This window comes from Mesorhizobium sp. W016, assembly GCF_054719485.1.
Genome location: NZ_JBTTIF010000002.1, coordinates 5,503,383 through 5,523,582, shown reverse-complemented (window position 1 = coordinate 5,523,582; position 20,200 = coordinate 5,503,383). Strand labels below are relative to the sequence as shown.

General features: G+C 63.6%; 19 protein-coding genes. 14 read left to right on the top strand and 5 right to left on the bottom strand.

What is annotated here, in order from left to right; translation table 11 throughout:
- The first annotated feature begins 192 nt into the window (after positions 1-192).
- Together mntR and ACYG9V_RS27025 are read left to right on the top strand one after the other, a co-directional pair.
- Complete coding sequence (gene mntR / locus ACYG9V_RS27030) at positions 193-648, top strand: manganese-binding transcriptional regulator MntR (RefSeq protein WP_023672433.1); 456 nt, start codon at positions 193-195, stop codon at positions 646-648.
- A gap of 91 nt (positions 649-739) precedes the next feature.
- Positions 740-928, top strand: coding sequence for a hypothetical protein (locus tag ACYG9V_RS27025; protein ID WP_023672434.1), 189 nt, complete (start codon positions 740-742; stop codon positions 926-928).
- Between the two features lie 28 nt (positions 929-956).
- Here the strand turns inward: ACYG9V_RS27025 and ACYG9V_RS27020 are convergent, their stop codons facing one another.
- Positions 957-3,023 carry a hypothetical protein gene (locus ACYG9V_RS27020; RefSeq protein WP_031215366.1) on the bottom strand — a complete coding sequence of 689 codons (2,067 nt, stop codon included), beginning with the start codon at positions 3,021-3,023 and terminating at the stop codon, positions 957-959.
- Between the two features lie 188 nt (positions 3,024-3,211).
- Here ACYG9V_RS27020 and ypfJ point away from each other — a divergent pair, with 188 nt between their 5' ends.
- From ypfJ to ACYG9V_RS27005, 3 genes are all read left to right on the top strand, one after another.
- Complete coding sequence (gene ypfJ / locus ACYG9V_RS27015; RefSeq protein WP_352762298.1) at positions 3,212-4,147, top strand: KPN_02809 family neutral zinc metallopeptidase; 936 nt, start codon at positions 3,212-3,214, stop codon at positions 4,145-4,147.
- Between the two features lie 176 nt (positions 4,148-4,323).
- Positions 4,324-5,589, top strand: a complete 1,266-nt coding sequence (locus ACYG9V_RS27010; RefSeq protein WP_023683790.1) for a TCR/Tet family MFS transporter — start codon at positions 4,324-4,326, stop codon at positions 5,587-5,589.
- Positions 5,586-6,506 carry an aldo/keto reductase gene (locus ACYG9V_RS27005; protein WP_352757631.1) on the top strand — a complete coding sequence of 307 codons (921 nt, stop codon included), beginning with the start codon at positions 5,586-5,588 and terminating at the stop codon, positions 6,504-6,506. Before ACYG9V_RS27010 ends, ACYG9V_RS27005 begins: the two co-directional genes overlap by 4 nt.
- A 264-nt stretch (positions 6,507-6,770) precedes the next feature.
- On the opposite strand, the gene carA is transcribed toward ACYG9V_RS27005, so the two are convergent.
- Positions 6,771-7,988, bottom strand: coding sequence for a glutamine-hydrolyzing carbamoyl-phosphate synthase small subunit (gene carA, locus ACYG9V_RS27000; protein WP_352762295.1), 1,218 nt, complete (start codon positions 7,986-7,988; stop codon positions 6,771-6,773).
- 258 nt (positions 7,989-8,246) lie between these two features.
- Between carA and ACYG9V_RS26995 the strand changes: the two genes are divergently transcribed.
- Both ACYG9V_RS26995 and ACYG9V_RS26990 read left to right on the top strand, forming a co-directional pair.
- Positions 8,247-8,696, top strand: coding sequence for a GatB/YqeY domain-containing protein (locus ACYG9V_RS26995; RefSeq protein WP_352762293.1), 450 nt, complete (start codon positions 8,247-8,249; stop codon positions 8,694-8,696).
- A gap of 110 nt (positions 8,697-8,806) precedes the next feature.
- Complete coding sequence (locus ACYG9V_RS26990; RefSeq protein ID WP_352762292.1) at positions 8,807-9,364, top strand: GNAT family N-acetyltransferase; 558 nt, start codon at positions 8,807-8,809, stop codon at positions 9,362-9,364.
- A gap of 7 nt (positions 9,365-9,371) precedes the next feature.
- Here ACYG9V_RS26990 and ACYG9V_RS26985 read toward each other — a convergent pair whose 3' ends face one another.
- Positions 9,372-10,553, bottom strand: coding sequence for an MFS transporter (locus ACYG9V_RS26985; protein WP_352762290.1), 1,182 nt, complete (start codon positions 10,551-10,553; stop codon positions 9,372-9,374).
- Between the two features lie 95 nt (positions 10,554-10,648).
- Positions 10,649-12,313, bottom strand: coding sequence for a Na/Pi cotransporter family protein (locus tag ACYG9V_RS26980; protein ID WP_352497543.1), 1,665 nt, complete (start codon positions 12,311-12,313; stop codon positions 10,649-10,651).
- A 388-nt stretch (positions 12,314-12,701) separates the two neighbouring features.
- Between ACYG9V_RS26980 and ACYG9V_RS26975 the strand changes: the two genes are divergently transcribed.
- From ACYG9V_RS26975 to ACYG9V_RS26955, 5 genes are all read left to right on the top strand, one after another.
- Positions 12,702-13,070, top strand: a complete 369-nt coding sequence (locus ACYG9V_RS26975) for an RcnB family protein (RefSeq protein ID WP_023672444.1) — start codon at positions 12,702-12,704, stop codon at positions 13,068-13,070.
- A gap of 171 nt (positions 13,071-13,241) precedes the next feature.
- Positions 13,242-15,182: a DNA primase gene (dnaG, locus tag ACYG9V_RS26970; protein WP_023683795.1), complete on the top strand. Its 1,941-nt coding sequence runs from the start codon at positions 13,242-13,244 to the stop codon at positions 15,180-15,182.
- 412 nt (positions 15,183-15,594) lie between these two features.
- Positions 15,595-17,619, top strand: a complete 2,025-nt coding sequence (rpoD, locus tag ACYG9V_RS26965) for an RNA polymerase sigma factor RpoD (protein ID WP_023672446.1) — start codon at positions 15,595-15,597, stop codon at positions 17,617-17,619.
- 190 nt (positions 17,620-17,809) lie between these two features.
- Positions 17,810-18,103 carry a GYD domain-containing protein gene (locus ACYG9V_RS26960; RefSeq protein ID WP_023733294.1) on the top strand — a complete coding sequence of 98 codons (294 nt, stop codon included), beginning with the start codon at positions 17,810-17,812 and terminating at the stop codon, positions 18,101-18,103.
- 69 nt (positions 18,104-18,172) lie between these two features.
- Positions 18,173-18,553, top strand: a complete 381-nt coding sequence (locus ACYG9V_RS26955; protein WP_023733293.1) for a thiol-disulfide oxidoreductase DCC family protein — start codon at positions 18,173-18,175, stop codon at positions 18,551-18,553.
- A 44-nt stretch (positions 18,554-18,597) separates the two neighbouring features.
- Here the strand turns inward: ACYG9V_RS26955 and ACYG9V_RS26950 are convergent, their stop codons facing one another.
- Positions 18,598-18,855 (bottom strand): DUF2798 domain-containing protein, encoded by a 258-nt coding sequence (locus ACYG9V_RS26950; RefSeq protein WP_023683797.1) that lies wholly within the window; start codon positions 18,853-18,855, stop codon positions 18,598-18,600.
- A 272-nt stretch (positions 18,856-19,127) separates the two neighbouring features.
- Here ACYG9V_RS26950 and ACYG9V_RS26945 point away from each other — a divergent pair, with 272 nt between their 5' ends.
- Both ACYG9V_RS26945 and ACYG9V_RS26940 read left to right on the top strand, forming a co-directional pair.
- Positions 19,128-19,805, top strand: coding sequence for a PadR family transcriptional regulator (locus ACYG9V_RS26945; RefSeq protein ID WP_023733292.1), 678 nt, complete (start codon positions 19,128-19,130; stop codon positions 19,803-19,805).
- A 101-nt stretch (positions 19,806-19,906) separates the two neighbouring features.
- The gene (locus ACYG9V_RS26940) at positions 19,907-20,200 is read left to right on the top strand and encodes an HlyU family transcriptional regulator (protein WP_023701148.1); all 294 of its coding nucleotides are present in this window, start codon (positions 19,907-19,909) and stop codon (positions 20,198-20,200) included.

Genomic DNA, 20,200 nt, shown 5'->3' with positions numbered 1-20,200 from the left:
AATAGGCTATATTTCATTGTATGTGCTTCCTGTTGCGCCGACCGGCAGGCCGGCCGGGGATCGCAAACGCCGGTTGCGCCTACCATGGAATGGAAATAAACGGCTGGAACAGTTAAGCCCGTGCTATGAATGGCAAAGGGCGATTGCTTTGCCCAAAGCCGATTCTTGTCAAAAGATAGGAAGGAGCGCGTGTTGGCGCTGAAGCACAGACCGGTTGGACGCGAGGAGCCGCTGCCTGACGCCGAGATTCATTCGAAAGGGTTCCGGCAGCAGCGCGAAGCGCGCCGCGGCGCGCTGGTCGAGGATTATGTCGAGCTGATCGCCGACCTGATCGAGGACGGCAATGAGGCGCGTCAGGTCGATATTGCTGCGCGGCTCGGTGTCGCCCAGCCGACGGTGGCCAAGATGCTGACCAGGCTGTGCGCCGACGGGCTCGTTTCCAGAAAACCCTATCGCGGTGTGTTCCTGACCGACGCCGGGCGCAAGGTGGCGGAAGAGAGCCGCATCCGCCACCAGACGGTAGAAGCGTTTTTGCGTTCGCTCGGTGTCAGCGCCGAGACGGCGCGCATCGATGCCGAGGGCATCGAGCATCATGTCAGCGCCGAGACGCTGGAAGCCTTTCGCAAGGCGATGATCGCGCCGCGCTGAGGGGTGCCGGGGCCGCACCACTGGAACCTCCGCACGTCAGGCTCGTTGCTCCTGACGTTGCGCGTGATTGTCGCGCGCCAAGGAGGAAAACATGGGCGTCGAACAGGCACCGACCGCGAAGGGCAAGCAGGCGGCCGAGGGTTTGAGGCAGGCAGCGGCAAAGGACGAACGCAAGACCGAGGTCGAAACCGGCCATGCGCTGAAAAAGGGCGCCGCGCGTTTCGAGGAACGCTCCAAAAGCTCGGACGGCAAAAGCGCCGGCACCAAGCAGAAGATCTGAGTTCTGTTCGCAAGCGGCAACCTGCCGCTCATTCCTCGGTGTCCTGCACCCAACTGCGCGGATGGCCGTCGACGCGGAACTGGAATATGAAATAGGGCGGAATGCAGGAGCCCTTGCCAGGCTTGGCTGCGGCCAGATCGTCGTAGCCGGCGGTGCAGATATAGTCCTCGCGGCAGGGATGCGCCTTGTCGCAGGCGCGCAGGCCGGCGGTCTTGGTGAATTCCTTGGTGCAGAATTTGTGGTCCTTGCCCGACGCGATGCAGTCGTTGAAACCGGTCTTGGCGAGGCGGCCGCAAGTCGCCTCGTCGGGAAGCTTGTCGCAGCTTGCCTTGCGCAGCATGCCCCCGGGAAAGCCACCGGTCTTCTGCTCGGGGTTGTCGTAGCGTTGGCGCGCCGCGCCATAGCCGGCGAGCTTGATTACCGGTTTCTTGTCGCGCGCCGGATCGATGGCGCAGGCTTTTGCGGTGGCCGGCGACAGGCGGCAATATTTGTCGCTGCCCCAGCTCGACATCTTAATCTCGCCGAACTCGACGGGGTCGCCGACTGCGGTGGCCGCCTCGCTGACGCAGGTGCCGAAGCCCGGATGGATGTCGCTTTCATGGACGCCGGCGCAGCGCAGGCTTTCGCCGCAGCTCCAGTCCTTGAAGCTGGCATCCTTGCCGCTGTAGCAGATCGAGCCCCAGCCATTGTAGAGATCGGTGCCTTTCAGCGCTTCGGCGAGTTTGGCGTCCGGACGGGCGGCGAAGCCGCGTGAGAAATCCGGATGGCCGCCGGCGGCGAAGTCCTCGACGATGGCGCGGCGGCGCGGCAGGTCGGCGAAGAACACCGCCGAGCCGGGGACGAAGACGGCGTTGCGGCGCGGCTCGCTGGCCGGATCGGCGCCGGTGTAATGGAAGCCGGCAATGCCGTGCGTCTGGTGGCAGCCGGTGCAGGTCATTTCGTTGAGACGCAGATTGAAGCCGGCCACCGATTTCACGCTGCGCAGCTCGTTGCCCTTGGCGACATAGTCCTGCAGTGCCTTGTCGATGTCGGCATCGTCGAGCAGCCCATAGGCGATATTGTTTTGCGACCTGGCCATGCCGCCGGGTGCGACCGAGACGGCGCTGGTCGCCAGGAACTTGTCGTCGATGACCAGCCGGCCGCGATCGAGGTCGTAGAGGTTGCGGTCGGTGAGCAGCCATTTGGCGAAGGCCGGCCGGTCGGCCAGAACCACTTTCCGGTCGATCTGGTTCTCCATCTTCGATTCCTGGAAGGTGGACGTCGTTGGGTCCCATTTGAAAATCTTGAGGAGATATTCGGCGTGGCCACCGAAGTCGCGGCGGCTCGAGGCCGACAGCCGGAGAACCTGCATGTTCAGCTCAAGCCGCATGATCTGCGACGAATTCAGCATGGCGTTGGAGAGCGGCCCTTCGTCGGAGCGCAGCCAGGCTGCCAGTTGCTCGGGCGCAAGGTTCTTCTGGCCGGCGGCGAGCCAGCGCTTGGCGATTTCGGCACAGGAAACGGCGGTGGCGCTTGGACGGTCTCTCGAAGCGCGGGGGCGAGCCTCGCCGGGCCTGGCGTTGAAGACCAGACCCATGGTCAGCGGCAGCCGCGACGAGATGCGTTGCGCTGTCTTTCCCTTCGTGGGCTTCTCCGCCACCGAATAGTGGAAGCGGTAGATCAGCCTGATCTCGCCGCATTCGGTGTGGCCGAGATAGCCGCGGTCCATGCGGTTGACGACGCCGGTCAGGTCGAGCGTCGAGCCGTCATCGTCGATGTATTTCGGGTTGAATTTCTGGCTGGTGTCCTTCGACTTGGCCATGGCCGCGACGTAAGGATCGGGGCTATTGGCAGGCTCGTCGGCGATCTCCTGCTTGACGGCGTTGCGCACAGGGGTCAGCGCGCGCACCGAAAACAGGCCCCGATTGTCGACCTCGCGCGTGAGACCCAGCGCCGGGCCGAGCAGGCGGCTGATCGAGAGGCCGCCACGCTCAAGCGCCTGCAATGTCTCGGGATCGGTTACGGCGACGCTGGAATCGAGCGTCACGGCGCGCGCCGGCGACGGGCCGAGGCATAGCACCACCGCCAGCAGCAGAAATCGACCGATCGTCCGCAAGTCCCCGACACCCCCGTTCGAACCGGATGCTACAGCGCGCATGCCGCCTCGACCAGAGTGCGAACACGATGCCGCCGCCACGAAAAATACTGTGACTTGGCGCAACCATTGCGATAATTGTCTGTTGGGTCGGACTGGGCCACGACAATCGGCCAGGCCAGCCGAAAATTTGCATACGGGGAGTTGCCATGCTCTGGAAGGGCCGCCGTCAGAGTGACAATGTCGAGGACGAGCGCAGCGACAGCGGCGGCGGTGGTGGTTTCGGCGGCGGCAGCCCTGGCCAGTTCCGCATCCCGATCGGCGGCCGCACCGGCGGCGGCGGCAGCATCCTGCTCGTTGTCTTCGTGGTGCTGGCCGGATGGTATTTCGGCTTCGATCCGTCGCAGATCCTGGGCACCGGCGAGGGCGGCGGCGTGCTGCCGGGTGGTGGTGGCCAGATTACCGACAACAGCGGCGGCCAGGACGACGGCGCCGGCACGCCTGCTTCCGACGAGATGAAGCAGTTCGTGGCGACCGTGCTGGCCGAGACCGAAGAGACCTGGACCGGCATCTTCCAGTCGCAGGGCCTGAAATACGAGGACCCGAAGCTTGTGCTGTTCAGCGGCCAGATCCGCTCGGCCTGCGGCTCCGCCTCGACGGCAGCCGGACCGTTCTATTGTCCCGGCGACCACAAGGTCTACCTCGACACCACCTTCTTCCAGCAGCTCGACCAGCAGTTCGGCGCCTCGGGGGATTTCGCCCAGGCATATGTGATCGCCCATGAAGTCGGTCACCATGTGCAGAACCTCACCGGCATCCTGCCCAAGTTCAACCAGATGCGGCAGTCGATGGGTGAGGCGGAAGCCAACCAGATGTCGGTGCGCATCGAGCTGCAGGCCGACTGCTTCGCCGGCGTTTGGGCGCATTTCACCGCGCAGAAGGGCATTCTGGAACAGGGCGACATCGAAGAGGCGCTCAACGCCGCCAAGCAGATCGGCGACGATACGCTGCAGAAGAAGATGCAGGGCTATGTCGTTCCGGAAAGCTTCAACCACGGGACGTCGCAGCAAAGGCAGACCTGGCTGGCGCGCGGCTACAAGAGCGGCAAGCTGTCGGATTGCAACACGCTGACCGGTCCGGTTTGAGGCGCTCGCAAGTTCCAGCCGACCGCGGTTCAAAGCGCATCCGTCGGCGGGCCGATTCACCACCGGCAACAGATGTCAGGAGGAGAACGCCTGAGGCGTTCTCCTATTGTTCCAAAGTGGCGCCTCGCCTATAACGGGCGCCCGCCCAAGGGCGGTCTCAGGGAGCAGACGCCATCATGATCGACCCCAAAACCGCCAGGCGGGGCCTTGCGCTCGTCTTCACCACGCTGCTGCTCGACATTATCGGCTTCGGCATGATCATGCCGGTGTTGCCGGCCTTTCTCAGGGAGCTTTCCGGCGTCGGCATCAGCGAAGCGGCGATCGAAGGCGGCTGGCTGTTCTTCGTCTATGCGGCGATGCAGTTCTTCTTCGCGCCAATCATGGGTGGATTGAGCGACCGCTTCGGGCGGCGGCCGATCCTGCTTGCCTCGGTGCTTACATTCTCGATCGACAATCTGATCTGCGCCATCGCCTGGTCCTATCCGATGCTGTTCATCGGCCGCGTGCTGGCCGGCATTTCGGGCGCCAGCTATTCGACGACGTCGGCCTTCATTGCCGACATCTCGAACGACGACAACCGGGCGAAGAATTTCGGTCTGCTCGGCATCGCCTTCGGCGTCGGCTTCGTCATTGGGCCGGTGCTGGGCGGGCTGCTCGGCACGTTCGGGCCGCGAGTGCCGTTTTACTTTGCCGCCGGGCTTGCCTTCGTGAACTTCCTCATCGCCATGTTCTTCCTGCCTGAAACGCTCGATGAAAAGCACCGCCGCCGCTTCGAGTGGAAACGCGCCAACCCGGTCGGCACGCTGCTGCAGATGCGCCAATATCAGGGCATCGGCTGGATCGGGCTCGCCTTCTTCCTGATGACGCTCGGCCACATGATGTATCCTGCGGTGTGGTCGTTCGTGTCCAATTATCGTTATGGCTGGAGCGAGCAGCAGATCGGCTTCTCGCTCGGCGCCTTCGGCCTGTGTGGGGCGATCGTCATGGCGACGGTGCTGCCGCGCGTGATCCCCAAACTTGGCGAATGGAGGACGGCGGTCATCGGCCTGACATTTACTGCGGCCAGCGCCTTCGGCTACGCCTTCGCCTCGCAAGGCTGGATGATCTATGCGGTGATCGTCGTCGGCTGCCTGGAAGCACTGGCCGATCCGCCGCTGAGAAGCCTTGCCGCCGCCAAGGTGCCGCCGTCGGCGCAAGGCGAATTGCAGGGCGCGATGACGTCGATCTTCTCGATCACCTCGATCATCACGCCGCTGCTCTACACCGCGATCTTTTCCTGGTTCACCGGACCGAATGCGCCCGTGGTGTTCGGCGGCGCGCCCTATCTGGTTGGCGCGTGCTTCCTGACGCTTGCCGTCATTGTCTTTGTGACGAAAGTTGCGAGGCCGACGGCGGTGAGAAGTGTTGCCACCGGCGCTGCGGAAGATGGAGCCCAGATATGAGCCATGACAGCCGCATAGAGCTGACCAAGGACGGAGTGTCGCTGTCGCGGCTGGTGTTCGGCGCCTGGCGCCTGCTCGACAACGCCGCGCGCCCGGACGCCGACCAGATCGCGCGGCTGATCGGCACTGCGGTCGATCTCGGCCTTACCAGCTTCGACCATGCCGATATTTACGGGCATTACCAGGTGGAAGCTGCCTTTGGCGCCGGCTTGTCGCGCTGGAAGGGCAAGCGCGACAGCATCGAGCTGATCTCGAAATGCGACATCATTCTGGCATCGGCCAACCGGCCTCAGAACCGGCTGAAGCATTACGACACCAGTGCGGCCCACATTGCCGCCTCGGTCGACCGTTCGCTCGCCAATCTCGGCACCGACTATCTCGACCTGTTGCTGCTGCACCGGCCGGATCCGCTGATGGATGCCGACGAGACGGCGGCGGCCCTTGCCGGGCTGGTCAAGTCGGGCAAGGTGAGAGCGGTCGGGGTCTCCAATTTCACGCCGTCGCAGTTCGACCTTCTGGCTTCGCGGCTGCCGTTTGCCTTGGCCACCAACCAGATCGAGATGTCGGTGCTGAAGACCAATGCGCTGATGGATGGCAGCCTCGATCATGCGCAACGCCTCGGCTATGCGCCGATGATCTGGTCGCCGCTCGGCGGCGGCTTGCTGTTCACCGGCAAGGAAGGGCGCGAGGCGCGGGTCAGGGCGGCAATCGCGGCGGTGGCTGCCGAGATCGGCGCCGGCGATCTCGCCGCCGTCGCCATCGCCTGGCTGCTGCGTCATCCGGCGCGGCTGGCGCCGGTGCTCGGCACGATGAAGCCCGAGCGGCTGGCCGCCATGGTCAAGGCGCTGGAGATCGACCTCGACCGCCAGCAATGGTTCGCCATACTGGAGGCCAGCGAAGGCCGGCCGGTGGCATAAGGTTACCCAGGCGCGAACTTCGAACCCGCCATAGGTGTGTGCTTCGTCCGTTAATGCGGCGCGCAAGCGAAGCGATGAGGGGGGGCTTGGGCTCAGGGGATGCCGTCGGCGCTCTCGAAGCCTTCGTCGCTTCGCGCCGTCACAAACAGACCGGTTGACCGGTTTATTCCATTGACCCAAGACAAGGGCAATCGCGCCGCGTTTGTAACTCCGGCTATTCGGAGCATCACGATCTGGGCAACGGCTAGGCGAAGACCTGTAAAATCAAACCCGTTCGGCCAGCAGTTCCTCGCCGCGCTTTTCGCGGATCAGATTGACGAAACGGCGGAACAGATAGTGCGAGTCCTGCGGACCGGGCGAGGCCTCGGGGTGATGCTGGACCGAGAACACCGGACGGCCCGTGAGCGCAATACCGCAGTTGGAGCCATCGAACAGCGAGACATGGGTTTCCTCGACGCCCTCGGGCAACGAGTCGGCATCGACGGCAAAGCCGTGGTTCATCGAGACGATCTCGACCTTGCCGGTGGTATGATCCTTGACCGGGTGGTTGGCGCCGTGATGGCCCTGGTGCATCTTGGCGGTCTTGCCGCCGAGCGCCAGGGCCAGCATCTGGTGGCCGAGGCAGATGCCGAATACCGGGATGTCGGTCTTCAGCAGGTCCTGGATGACCGGCACGGCGTAGTCGCCGGTGGCTTCCGGGTCGCCGGGCCCGTTGGAGAGGAAGATGCCGTCGGGCTGCATGGCCAGGATCTCTTCCGAGCCGGTGCCGGCCGGAACCACGGTGACCTTGGCGCCGAGGCCGGAAAGCAGGCGAAGGATGTTACGCTTGACGCCGTAGTCGATGGCGACGACGTGCATCGACGGCTCGGCCTGTTCGCCAAAGCCTTCGTTCCACACCCAGGGCGTTTCACGCCAGACCGAGGACTGGCCCGAGGTGACTTCCTTGGCGAGGTCAAGCCCGATCAGGCCCGACCAGGCGGCGGCGCGCCGCTTCAAATCGTCGATGTCGAAGATGCCGTCGGGCGCGTGCGCAATGACGGCGTTGGGCATGCCCTTTTCGCGGATCAGCGCGGTCAGCGCGCGGGTGTCGATGCCCGACAGCGCGACGATGCCGCGCTTCTTCAGCCACTGGTCCAGCCCGGTGCCGGCGCGGTAGTTGGACGGGTTGGTGACATCGGCCTTGAACACCGCGCCGACGGCGCCGGCACGGGCGACCGGGTTCAAGTCCTCGATGTCCTCGTCATTGGTGCCGATGTTGCCGATATGCGGGAAGGTGAAGGTGACGATCTGGCCGGCATAGGACGGGTCGGTGAGAATTTCCTGGTAGCCGGTGAGCGCGGTGTTGAAGCAGACTTCGGCAACGGCGGAACCGGTGGCGCCGAGGCCGCGACCCTCGATGACGGTTCCGTCGGCCAGCACCAGGACGGCGGTCGGCTTTTCGGTTGCCCAAGGCGGGGTCAGTTCGGGGGTCATCTCGGCCATGGCGACGCTCCTGTCACGCTGCGCGCTTCGATGGCGGGCCATCTGCGCAGCAAACGGCGCGGCCGATCTCTTGAGCCTGCGCGCATCAATTCTTTGTCTTATGCAAGGCCGAGTACATAGGGGAAGGCGCCAGAGCGGTCAATGATGCCGTGCCAAAACGGCGAGCATTTGTTTCAGCGAATGATATCAGGGCTTTGGCGCGTTTGCTTTGCGGATGGGCCGCGGTTATTGTCCGCGCCGTTCTAAGGAGAAGGCATCATGCGCGCAAAAATCGCCGAATCCCTGAAAAGCGCGATGAAGGCGCAGGACAAGCACCGCCTGCCGACGCTCAGGCTGATCCAGGCCGCCATTCACGACCGCGACATCGCCAATCGCGGCTCGGCCAAGGACCCCGCCAGCGACGAGGAGATCCTGCAGATCCTGGCCAAGATGGTGAAGCAGCGCGAGGAATCGGCCAAGGCGTTCGAGGACGGCAAGCGCCCGGATCTGGCCACGCAGGAGCGTGGCGAGATGGAGATCATCCGCGGCTTCCTGCCGACGCAGCTGGATGACGCCGCCGTAACAGCTGCGGCGCGCGAAGCGATCACTGCTACCGGTGCGACCAGCCAGAAGGACATGGGCAAGGTGATCGCTGTGCTGAAGCAGAAATATGCCGGCCAGATGGATTTCGGCAAGGCCAGCGGCATCGTCAAAGGCCTGCTGCAGTAGGAGCCGACACCACTTCAATGGCGAAGGAGAGCAGGGGCATTACCTCTGGGCAAGAAACGGTCCGCACCGGCTTAAGCGAGCCAAGCCTTGACCTGCCGGAGAGACCCACCATGATCGAAATCGTCAAACCCACGCTCGAACATCTGCCCTCCTACAAGGCGGCGCTCGAGCGCGGCTGGTCGCCGGACAATGTCCGGCTGATGGAAGCGACGCGCGAGCAACTTGCGGCGATCGACGAGGATCCCGCGGCGTTCCTTGCCAGCCTCGACGATCCCGAGGCCAAAGGAGGCCCGATTACCTTGCCGGACGGCACGACCGTGCCGCGGCTGCCGGGCTTCCGGCGCTGGATCTGGGACGGCGAGGCCGCCGGCTCGATCGGCTTTCGCTGGCAGCCGGGTACGGCCGCACTGCCGTCGCATGTGCTCGGCCATATCGGCTATGCCGTGGTGCCGTGGAAGCGCGGACGAGGCTATGCGAACGAGGCGCTGCGGCTGATGCTGGACGAGGCGAGGGCTGTTGGTTTGCCATATGTCGAGCTCACCACCGACCTCGACAATCCGGCCTCGCAGAAGGTGGTGCTGGCCAATGGCGGCCGTGTGGTCGGTCCGTTCATCAAGGACGCCGCGTATGGCGGCGCCGAGAGTTTGTTGTTCCGGATCGATTTGTAGTCCGACGCTATTCGGCCGCTGCCGGCAGCGGCGGCGCTGCCCGGCTGCGCCCCTCCCAGATGTAGGAGGCAAGTGCCACCAACACCGCCACCAGCATGGCGGCAGCGCCCACAACCGGCAGGCTGCGAAAGCCGTAGCCGGCATTGAGCATGGCAGCGCCCAGGGACGCGGCGAGCGCGATGCCGACATTGAAGCCGGAGGGGATGAGCGAGGAGGCGAGGTTGGAGGCGTCCGCCGTCCAGGCCAGGATGCGGGTCTGGATCGGCGTGCCTATGGCGAAGTTGAGGCCACCCCAGATAACGATGGCGATGACCATCGGCACGGGGTAGGGGCTGACGGCATAGATCACGCCCAACATCACCGCCTGCAGCGCAAGCATGGTGATCAGCGACGGCATCAGCTTCCAATCGGAAAGCTTGCCGCCGAGAAAGACGCCGACCGTGGCGCCGACGCCGTTGAGCAGCAGCACCCAGGGGATCAGGCCCTTGTCGAGATGGGTCACCTCAAGCAGGGTCGGGGTGATGTAGGTGAACAGGCCGAACTGGCCGATCATCAACATCAGCATCAGGATCAGCGAGGTCCAGACTTGCTGGCGCGCCAGCACGCGAACCTCGCTGCCAAGACTGGCGGATGGCCTTGATGCGCCTGTCGTGCGCGGCAAAAGCGCAGCCATGGCGGCAAACGCCACCACGCCCAGCGCGCACATCACCCAGAAGGTGGCGCGCCAGCCCCAGAGATTGCCGATTGCGGTGCCGGCCGGCACGCCGATGACATTGGATACGGTGAGGCCGGAGAGGATCACAGCCACGGCCATGCCGCGCTTGTCCTCGGGCACGAGGCCGACAGCCACCACCATGGCGACGCCGAAATAGGCGCCGTGTGCGACGGCGACCGCAATGCGCAAGAGCAGCATCGAGGCAAAATCGGGCGCCAGCGCGCAAGCGGCCTGGCCGATGGTGAAGGCGACGGTCAGGCAAAGCAGCAGCGTCTTGCGGGGAATGCCCTTGGTGGCGAGCGCCAGCAATGGCCCGCCAACCGCGATGCCGCCGGCATAGCCTGAGACGAGATAGCCGGAGGTCGGGATCGAAACGCCAAGGCCGTCGGCCACTTGCGGCAGCACGCCGGCAATGACGAATTCGGTGGTGCCGAAAGCGAAGGCGGCGATGAACAGGGCAATGAGCGGAAGCATGGCGCGGAAGCGATCCTTGAACGAGTTGGCCTCAAATCATGGATGGCGCTTGCCGGCAATGCAGAAATTTTTGCGGCCGGTTTAGGTTTTCTTGATCAGCTCGCCTTCAACCTGGAGCCGCCGAGCAGGCCGCGCTCTTCCAGCACCGGGTAGGCCATCGACGCCAGCAGCGAGTTGATCTGCTTCAGGTCGCGGATGGTGTCGAGGTGGATGGAGCTGGTCTCGACGCTCTTGGCGGTGCCGTCGCGCAGGCGCACGAAATGGCTGGCGCTGGTTTCCTTTTCGCGGTCGCGCAGCCGGTCCTTTTCCAGCACCAGCTGGCGGGCAGTCTCAGGGTCGCGCGACACCAGCACGTTGAAGGCAAGCCTGGCATTGGCCAGCACCGAGGTGTGAAAGGCGAGCAGCTCGCTCCAGCCCTCGGGCGTGAACTCCAGCCCGCGCTCGAACTTCTTCTTCACATGCACCAGCATGTTGCGCACGATGATGTCGCCGACCTGCTCAAGCTTGACGCAGGCGCCTATCAGCTCCTGGCAGCGCAGCGCCTCGTCCTCTGTGAGCGAGTTCCTGGTCAATTTGGCCAGATAGAGCTTGATCGCCGCGTGCTTCCTGTCGACGCGGTCGTCAAGGGCGGCCAGCGCCTTGATCTTGTCGCCGTCGGCGCTTTCATACAGCTCGATGATACGCTTGAGCATGATCTCGACCGTCTCGCAGACGCGGACCACCTCGCGGGTGGCGTTGGCCAGCGCCTGGCTCGGAACGTCGAGCGCGCCGTCGTTGAGGGCGGAGAGTTCGACCACATCGAGCTCTGTAGCCGGCGCCGGCTTGGTGCCCATTGCGACGATCTTCTCGGAAGCACGATAGATCAGGCTGGCAAGCGGCAGGCCGGCGAGCAGGATCAGCACATTGAACAGTATGTGGGCGTTGACGATCTGGTCGGGCACGGTGGCGCCGAGGAAGGCGACCGGTGGCTTCAGCGTCATGAACAGGATCAGCATCACCAGCGAGCCCATGCCGCGCATCAACAGATTGCCGATCGGCACGACGCGCACGCCAGGTTCGGCACTTCGGGTGAGCAGCGGCGCGATGATCGACGAGCCGAGATTGACGCCGAGCACCAGCACGATGCCGAGTTCGGGCGGGATGAAGCCGCGCCCGGCCAGCGTGACCATCAAAAGCACGGCGGCGATTGAGGAGTGGAAGAGCCAGGTAACGAGCGCGGCGAGCAGATAGGCGGTGACGTAGTCGCTGGAGAAATATTCGATGATGAGCGGCATCAGCGTGCTCTGGCGCAGCGGCTCCGAGGCCTGGCCGATCATCTCCAGCGACAGTACCAAAAGGCCGATGCCGACCAGGATGCGGCCGAACTGGCGCCAGTCGCGCCGCTCGGTGGCCATGAACATGACCGTGCCGGCGACGAGGCAGATCGGCACCAGCAGCGTCAGATCGAAGGTCAAGAGCTTGACCACCAGCGCCGAGCCGATCTCGGCGCCGCGCACAGCCAATTGGCCCGACATGCCCGAGACGATGCCGGCGCCGGCGAAGGAGCCGACGAGAAGCGTGACGGCGGTCGAGCTCTGCAGCGCGATGGACAGGCCGCAGCCGGCCAGCACCGCCATGATCGGATTGCGCATGGTGGAGCGCAGCCGGTGACGCAGCACGTCGCCATAGGCGCGCTCGACGCCTGTCTTGACCATGCGGGTGGCAAACAGCATCAGCGCCACCGAGCCCGCCAGATGCAGCAGAACGACGGAGCCGCTCATTTCGAAACCCGCACGCAGACAGCTACCGCGACGCGGAGGGCGCGCAGTGCAGGGATGAAAACGGGGCTGCGAATCATGGTCATGACAGTCTTGAACAATATCCGGAATATTTTAGCCGGGTAATAAAATCTTGTCGATTTCAAGAGCCGTCGCGGCGCGACAGGGCGTGTCGGAAAATGGACGGATGCGCAAATGGTTGCATGGCGGATCCCTGGTGATGGCAGCGGATCGTCCCGGTTTGCCGGACTCCCGGCAATCGCCTTTGCGATGATGTTCAAATATCCAGGATAAGCGCCGGATTTCATTGCGTAAATGTAATGCTAGTGTTCAGTTTCGGTTCATCCTTCGGGCGCTATTCCCTAGGCATCGACAACCAAGGAGCCCCGCTATGAAACGTGTTGTTCTTTCCGCCCTCGCTTTCTCGATGCTGGCCGCCACTTCGCTTACCGGCCAGGCCGCACCGGTGAACGCACCGGTCGCACCGCAGTCGAATTACACGCGGGTCGACTGGCAGAGGCCCGGCAAGCATGTCGATGTCAGGAAGCGCGTCGTGAAGAAGACGGTGGTCGTCAAGCGCAGCCATTGGCGCAATGGCCAGAAATATTCCAGCTGGAAGCGGCACCAGCCGATCCGCGATTATGGCCGCTACGGCCTGCATCGCCCCGGCCGCGGCCAGGAATGGATCCGCGTCGGCAACGACTATGTGCTGGTCAGCGTCCTGTCCGGCATCATCTTCGGCGCCATTGCCGCGCATTAAGCCCGGCCTCGCCGGCGCAATGCAGAGACTTGAAAGGAGGCGGCCCGAAAAGGGCCGCCTTTCTTTTGGCTGTAGAACCGGGCTTTTTGGCTGTGGAAACCGGGTATGGTCCGCAATAAGGGTCGTCGGATTCCGCGAGCATGATTATATGAGGGACAAACGAGTTCCCCAATGCGCTTTCCGCCCGCCTTTCTCGATGAGATACGCGACCGTGTGCCGATTTCATCGGTCATCGGCCAGCGCGTCGCATGGGACAGGAAGAAGACCAACGCCTCGCGCGGCGACTATTGGGCCTGTTGTCCGTTCCATGGCGAAAAGAGCCCCTCCTTCCACTGCGAGGACAAGAAGGGCCGCTATCACTGTTTCGGCTGTTCGGTGTCGGGCGATCATTTCAAGTTCCTGACCGAGCTCGACGGATTAAGCTTTCCCGAAGCGGTCGAGAAGATCGCCGACATGGCCGGCGTGCCGATGCCGGTGCGCGACGAGCGGGAAGAACAGCGTGAGAAGGAACGCGCCAGTCTGACCGACGTCATGGAGATGGCGACTGCCTTCTTCCAGGAGCGGCTGCAAGGACCGGAGGGTGCAAAAGCCCGCGCCTATCTCAGGGATCGCGGGCTGACGCCGGCGACGCAGCAATCGTTCCGGCTGGGCTTTGCGCCCGACAGCCGCAATGCGCTGAAGGAACATCTTGCCGCCAAGGGTGTGCCCAAGGCCGACATCGAGGCCTGCGGGCTGGTGCGTCATGGCGACGACATCCCGGTCTCCTATGACTGGTTCCGCGATCGCATCATGTTCCCGATCCCGGATTCGCGCGGCAAGATCATCGCCTTTGGCGGCCGCGCACTGGCGCCCGATGCGCTGGCCAAATACATGAATTCGCCCGACACGGAGCTCTTCCACAAGGGCAACGTGCTCTACAATTTCGCCCGCGCCCGCAAAGCGCTGGCGAAAGGCGGCACGGTGATTGCCGTCGAAGGTTATATGGACGTGATTGCGCTGGCGCAGGCCGGCTTCGAGAATGCCGTGGCGCCGCTCGGCACCGCGCTCACCGAAAACCAGCTCGAACTTCTGTGGCGCATGGCGCCTGAGCCGATGCTGTGCTTCGACGGCGACCAGGCCGGGCTGAAGGCGGCGTGGCGGGCCGCGGATCTCGCGCTGCCGTCGGTGCAGGCCGGGCGGTCGGTGCGCTTTGCGCTGTTGCCGGAGGGCAAGGATCCCGACGATCTGGTCAAGGCAGAAGGGCCGGACGCGTTTCGTGCCGTGCTGGCGGAAGCGCGGCCTCTCGCTGATTTGTTGTGGATGCGTGAGACATCCGGTGGCGTCTTCGACACGCCGGAGCGGCGGGCGGGGCTGACAAAGACGCTGCGCGAACTGACCAGCCGCATCCGCGATGAGAGCCAGCGCTACCACTACCAGCAGTGGATGCGCGAGCGGGAGCTGACCTTCTTCAGCGCCCAGCGCGAAGTGCGGCAAGGTCGCCAGGACTGGAAACCGGGGCAGGGCAAAACGCCCGCACCCGGCGGACAGTTCGCCAAAGGCAGCGGGGCAGGCGCGCGCGCCGCGATCACCGAAAGCCTCGGCCGCTCCGCCATGGTCAAACGCGGTGGCGAGATGATGTCGGTGCGCGAGGCGACGATCATCGTAGCCCTCGTCAACCATCCGGCGCTGATCGACGAGAACTTCGCCCATGTCGAGTTCCTCGATCTCGCCAACACCGATCTGCAGCGGCTGCACGCCGCCATCCTCGATGCGATGGCGCACGACATGGCCAATGACCGTAGCGCGGTGATCGCCACCATCGAACGTGCCGGCTGCAGCGATATCTGGGGGCGCGCCGTGGCGCTCATCCAACGGGCCAGGCAATGGCCCGCGCTGGAAACCGCAGCGCTTGACGATGCCCGCGACGCCTTCAACCAGGCGCTGCACTTGCAGCGCAGCGCGCGCACCTTACATAAGGAGCTGAAACAGGCGGAAGCAGCGCTCGCCAGCGATCCCACTGACGAAAACTACCGGCACCTCATCGAGATTCAGGCGCAGTTCCGTGATGTACAAGCAACGGAAGCGCTGATCGAAGGCTTCGGTGTGTCCTCGGGCAGGGGTGGGCGCGTGTAGGTCGAAACCTGCGCAAGAATGGATGATGTACGTGCTGCGCGTCGAATCGACGCCTCTAAGTCGGGTAATTGATTCGCTTTTTTGATGCGAATCATGCGAGAGGCGCTTGACCTTCTGGCAGAATGACGGAATCAGGACGATTCGAAACCTTAACCCGTGCCGGCGTCGATGGAAATGCACTGACGCGAGGTGCTGATCACTGGACAGGCTGTCAGCCTGCCACAGATATCAGGGTTAATCTGGACTTAATGCATATCGCCCAAAAGTGAAAACCGGTTTTGGGGGCACGATATGAACAAACAAAAGAGTTGATTCGGTTACCGGCCCGGTTAAGCGCCACCAGCGCATGTAGTTTGACCGGTGCGGCAGCTACGCGGCTTCGATGCTCGGCCGCTAGGAGAAGATAAAGACTATGGCGACAAAGGAAAAGGAAGAGGTCGAGACCGAACGTGAAGGCGCCACCGATGGGCCTCTGCTCGACCTTTCCGATGATGCTGTCAAGAAGATGATCAAGGCCGCCAAGAAGCGCGGCTATGTGACTCTCGACGAACTGAACGCGGTGCTGCCGTCGGAAGAGACCGATCCGGATCGCATCGAAGACATCAATGCGATGCTGTCCGACATGGGCATCAACGTGGTCGAGGACGACGATCAGAGCGAGGAGCCCGAGGCCGCCGACAGCAATGCCGACGCCGAGGAAGACGCCAACGAGCTGGCCGAGCAGACCGGCACCGCCGTCGCCGCCACGACCACCAAGAAAGAGCCGACCGACCGCACCGATGACCCGGTGCGCATGTATCTGCGCGAGATGGGCTCGGTCGAGCTCCTGTCGCGCGAGGGCGAAATCGCGATCGCCAAGCGCATCGAGGCCGGCCGCGAGACGATGATTGCGGGCCTCTGCGAAAGCCCGCTGACCTTCCAGGCCATCATCATCTGGCGTGACGAGCTCAACGAATCCAAGATCCTGCTGCGCGAGATCATCGACCTCGAAGCCACCTATGCCGGCCCCGAAGCCAAGCAGGCGCCGGTGGTCGAGCGCATCGAGGAGGCGCCCAAGGCCGAGGACAAGCCGAGGCGTGGACGCGACGAGGAAGACGACATCACCAATGTCGGCGCCGACACGCGCGGCCTGGTCGATGACGACGAGGAAGACGAGGATGAGGCGAGCCTGTCGCTGGCGGCGATGGAAGCGGAACTGCGCCCGCAGGTGATGGAGACGCTCGACGTCATCGCCGACACCTACAAGAAGCTGCGCAAGCTGCAGGACCAGCAGGTCGAGAACCGTCTGGCCGCGACCGGCACGCTGTCGCCAAGCCAGGACCGCCGCCTGAAGGAGCTGAAGGACCAGCTGATCAAGGCGGTGAAGTCGCTGTCGCTCAACACGGCGCGCATCGAGGCGCTGGTCGAGCAGCTCTACGACATCAACAAGCGGCTGGTGCAGAACGAAGGCAAGCTGCTGCGCCTGGCCGAAAGCTATGGCGTGCGCCGCGAGGAGTTCCTCAAGGAATATCAGGGCTCCGAGCTCGACCCGAACTGGACACGCTCGATCGGCAATCTCACCTCGCGCGGCTGGAAGGAATTCACCAAGAACGAGAAGGACGCGATCAAGGATCTGCGTTCGGAAATCCAGAACCTCGCCACCGAGACGGCGATCTCGATCCTGGAATTCCGCAAGATCGTCAACCAGGTGCAGAAGGGCGAGCGCGAAGCCGCTATCGCCAAGAAGGAAATGGTCGAGGCCAACCTGCGCCTCGTCATTTCCATCGCTAAGAAATACACCAATCGCGGCCTGCAGTTCCTCGACCTGATCCAGGAAGGCAATATCGGCTTGATGAAGGCGGTCGACAAATTCGAATACCGCCGCGGCTACAAGTTCTCGACCTATGCGACATGGTGGATCCGGCAGGCGATCACGCGTTCGATTGCCGACCAGGCGCGCACCATCCGCATCCCGGTGCACATGATCGAAACGATCAACAAGATCGTGCGCACGTCGCGCCAGATGCTGCATGAAATCGGCCGCGAGCCGACGCCGGAGGAACTGGCAGAAAAGCTCGCAATGCCGCTCGAAAAAGTGCGCAAGGTCTTGAAGATCGCCAAGGAGCCGATCTCGCTCGAAACCCCTGTGGGTGACGAAGAGGATTCGCATCTGGGCGATTTCATCGAGGACAAGATGGCGATCCTGCCGATCGATGCGGCGATCCAAGCCAATCTGCGCGAGACCACCACGCGGGTGCTCGCCTCGCTGACGCCGCGCGAGGAGCGGGTGCTGCGCATGCGCTTCGGCATCGGCATGAACACCGACCACACGCTGGAAGAAGTCGGCCAGCAGTTCTCGGTGACGCGCGAGCGTATCCGCCAGATCGAAGCCAAGGCGCTGCGCAAGCTCAAGCACCCGAGCCGGAGCCGCAAGCTGAGGAGCTTCCTCGACAGCTGATACCGGCAACAGACCAGAATTCGAAAAGGGCGCCGATGGCGCCCTTTTTGTTGCCGGGTGAAGGCTCTTGTCGCCCATCTCCGTCGGGAGGATACTTGCCTGGTCGGATGCATGTTCTGGGCGAAAAACCGGATGTCCGCCCCGGCTGATGTCCTCAGCCGTGCTCCGTGGCGCCGGAGGGAGGTGTGTGATGACAACCTACATCCTGCTGATGAACTGGACGGAACAGGGCGCCAGAAATATCCGAGAGTCGCCGAAGCGGCTCGATGCCGCCAAGAAGCAACTGGCCGACATGGGCGGCTCGTTCAAGGCGTTTTACCTGACTATGGGCGAATATGACATGGTGGCGATTATCGAGGCGCCCGACGATGCTGTGCTTGCTCGTTTCGCCCTGATGCTGGCAACGGGTGGCAGCGTCAAGACGCGAACGCTCAAGGCTTTCCCGGAATTTGCCTATCGCGAGATCGTCGCCTCGCTTGGATAGCGCTGGGCGCGGGTCCGTGCGGCTCGGCGTCATATTGCGGGGCCGTGCCGTCAGGGTGATAGTCGCGCCATGTCCAAGCCTGCGCTGACCGTCTGGTACAACACACGCTGCCCGGTTTGCGATGGCGGCATCACCCGGCAGAAACGGCGGCTGATCGAGGCGATCAAGGCCGGGCGGATCGAATTCCGCGACATCAACCTCGAACCGGCGGCGCTCTCTGGCTACAGCGCCTCGCTGGAGGACATACGCCGCCGGCTGCATGCCACCGATGCCGAAGGCAGGCTGCTGGTCGGCGCCGATGTCGCGGTTGCCGTCTGGCGGGCGACGCCGGGCGACGGCTGGCTGGCGACGCTCTTCGGCAATCCGGTCGCGCTGCCGCTGACGCGCTTGGCCTATGATCGTTTCGCCGATCTTCTCTATGCCTGGAACCGGCGCAAGGGCCGCTGGTAGCGAGGCAAGGCCCGAAGAATCTGCGGGCCTTACCGTCATGGGCGTTACCGGGACGCCGGCTCGCAAAGCCAGCCGACAATGCGGCGCACCGCCGGCAGCACCATGAGCAACGTTGGGAACGCTACCAGCCAGGACAGGCCCCAGGCAGTGAGCCAGACAGCCGGCAAATCAGGTTGCAGTCCAAGGCTTTTCAGCGTCGATATGAACGAGACGATGAAGGTCATCAGCAGCGACAGCACCAGCGGGCTGACGATCGCGGCATAGCGCGCCGGCAGCTTGCCGCGCTTACGGTTCGTGGTCATTTTTGGATTTTCCTGAAACATCCGGTCCGTCGCATTTGGCATCCATTGCGCCGGGTTTCCGGCGGAACTGCCCGGAAAGCCCGGGGTGGATGCGTTGCTTGACGTCAGACGCTTACGGAGAGGTTTTGGCCCTCACGCGCTTTCTAGCTGCCGGCGGCGGCGAAATCAACCTTCTGGCGCCGCCTTTAGATACATCGTAAGATATATCTTGACTCGTCGGCGGGGCAAGCCTAATTAAGATGTATCGTAAGATATAACTCAAGGAGCAATTCATGCATAGACATCATCCCTTTGGCGAGCGCGCCGAGCGCGCATTCCTGCACATGGCAGGCAAATTTGGTGGAAGAGGGGGCAGCGGCTTTGGTCCGTTCGGCCACGGCGGACGTGGCGGTGGACGCGGCGGCCCGGGCGACATGTTTCGCGCCGGGCGCATGCTGGCCGACGGCGATCTCAAGCTGATCACGCTGTCGCTGCTGGCCGAGGCGCCTCGCCACGGCTACGACATCATCAAGGCGCTGGAAGAGCGCACCAGCGGCATCTACAGCCCGAGCCCGGGCGTCGTCTATCCGACGCTGACCTTCCTGGAAGAGGCCGGCTATGCGGCTTCAGCCGCCGACGGCAACAAGAAGGTGTTTTCGATCACCGAGGCGGGCCAGGCGCATCTCGCCGAGAACCGCGAGATGATCGACGGCGTGCTGGAGCATCTCGAGCGCTTCGGCCGCAAGATGGCGAAAGCGCGGGACTGGTTCGGCTGGAACGACGACGGCGAGGAAGGCGGACGGCGTGGTGGACGGGGTCGCTCGGAAGCCCGCGAGGAGTTCCGCGCCGTGCGTCACCGGCTGCGTGCCGCGCTCGGCGATCTCGTCGACGCGTCGGCTGAAAAGCAGGCCGAGGCGATTGCAGTCCTGGAAGCCGCCGCTGAAGCCCTGGAAGCGCTATCGCGCGGTTGACCCCTGGCGAGAACGCTTGCCCGTTCGACTGAGGAACGGTACTGAAAATCATCCTGCACCGCGAGACGTGGTGCAGGATGATTGCCGTTGGAGGAAGCCCCATGTCTTTTCTGAAGCGTCTTTTCGGTGGTGGCGGTGAGGGGGGCGAGCCCAAGAGCGCAGCACCGGCAAAGCAGGTTGAGCACAAGGGATTTTTGATCAGTGCCACGCCCTACAAGGCGGAGGGGGGCCAATACCAGACCTGCGGCGTGGTTTCGAAGGAAGTCGACGGCGTGATGAAGGAACACAAATTCATCCGCGCCGATCGCTTTGCCGGACTGGGCGACGCCGTCGACATCTCGATCAAGAAGGGCATGCAACTGGTCGACGAGCAAGGCGAGAGGATGTTCGGGTAG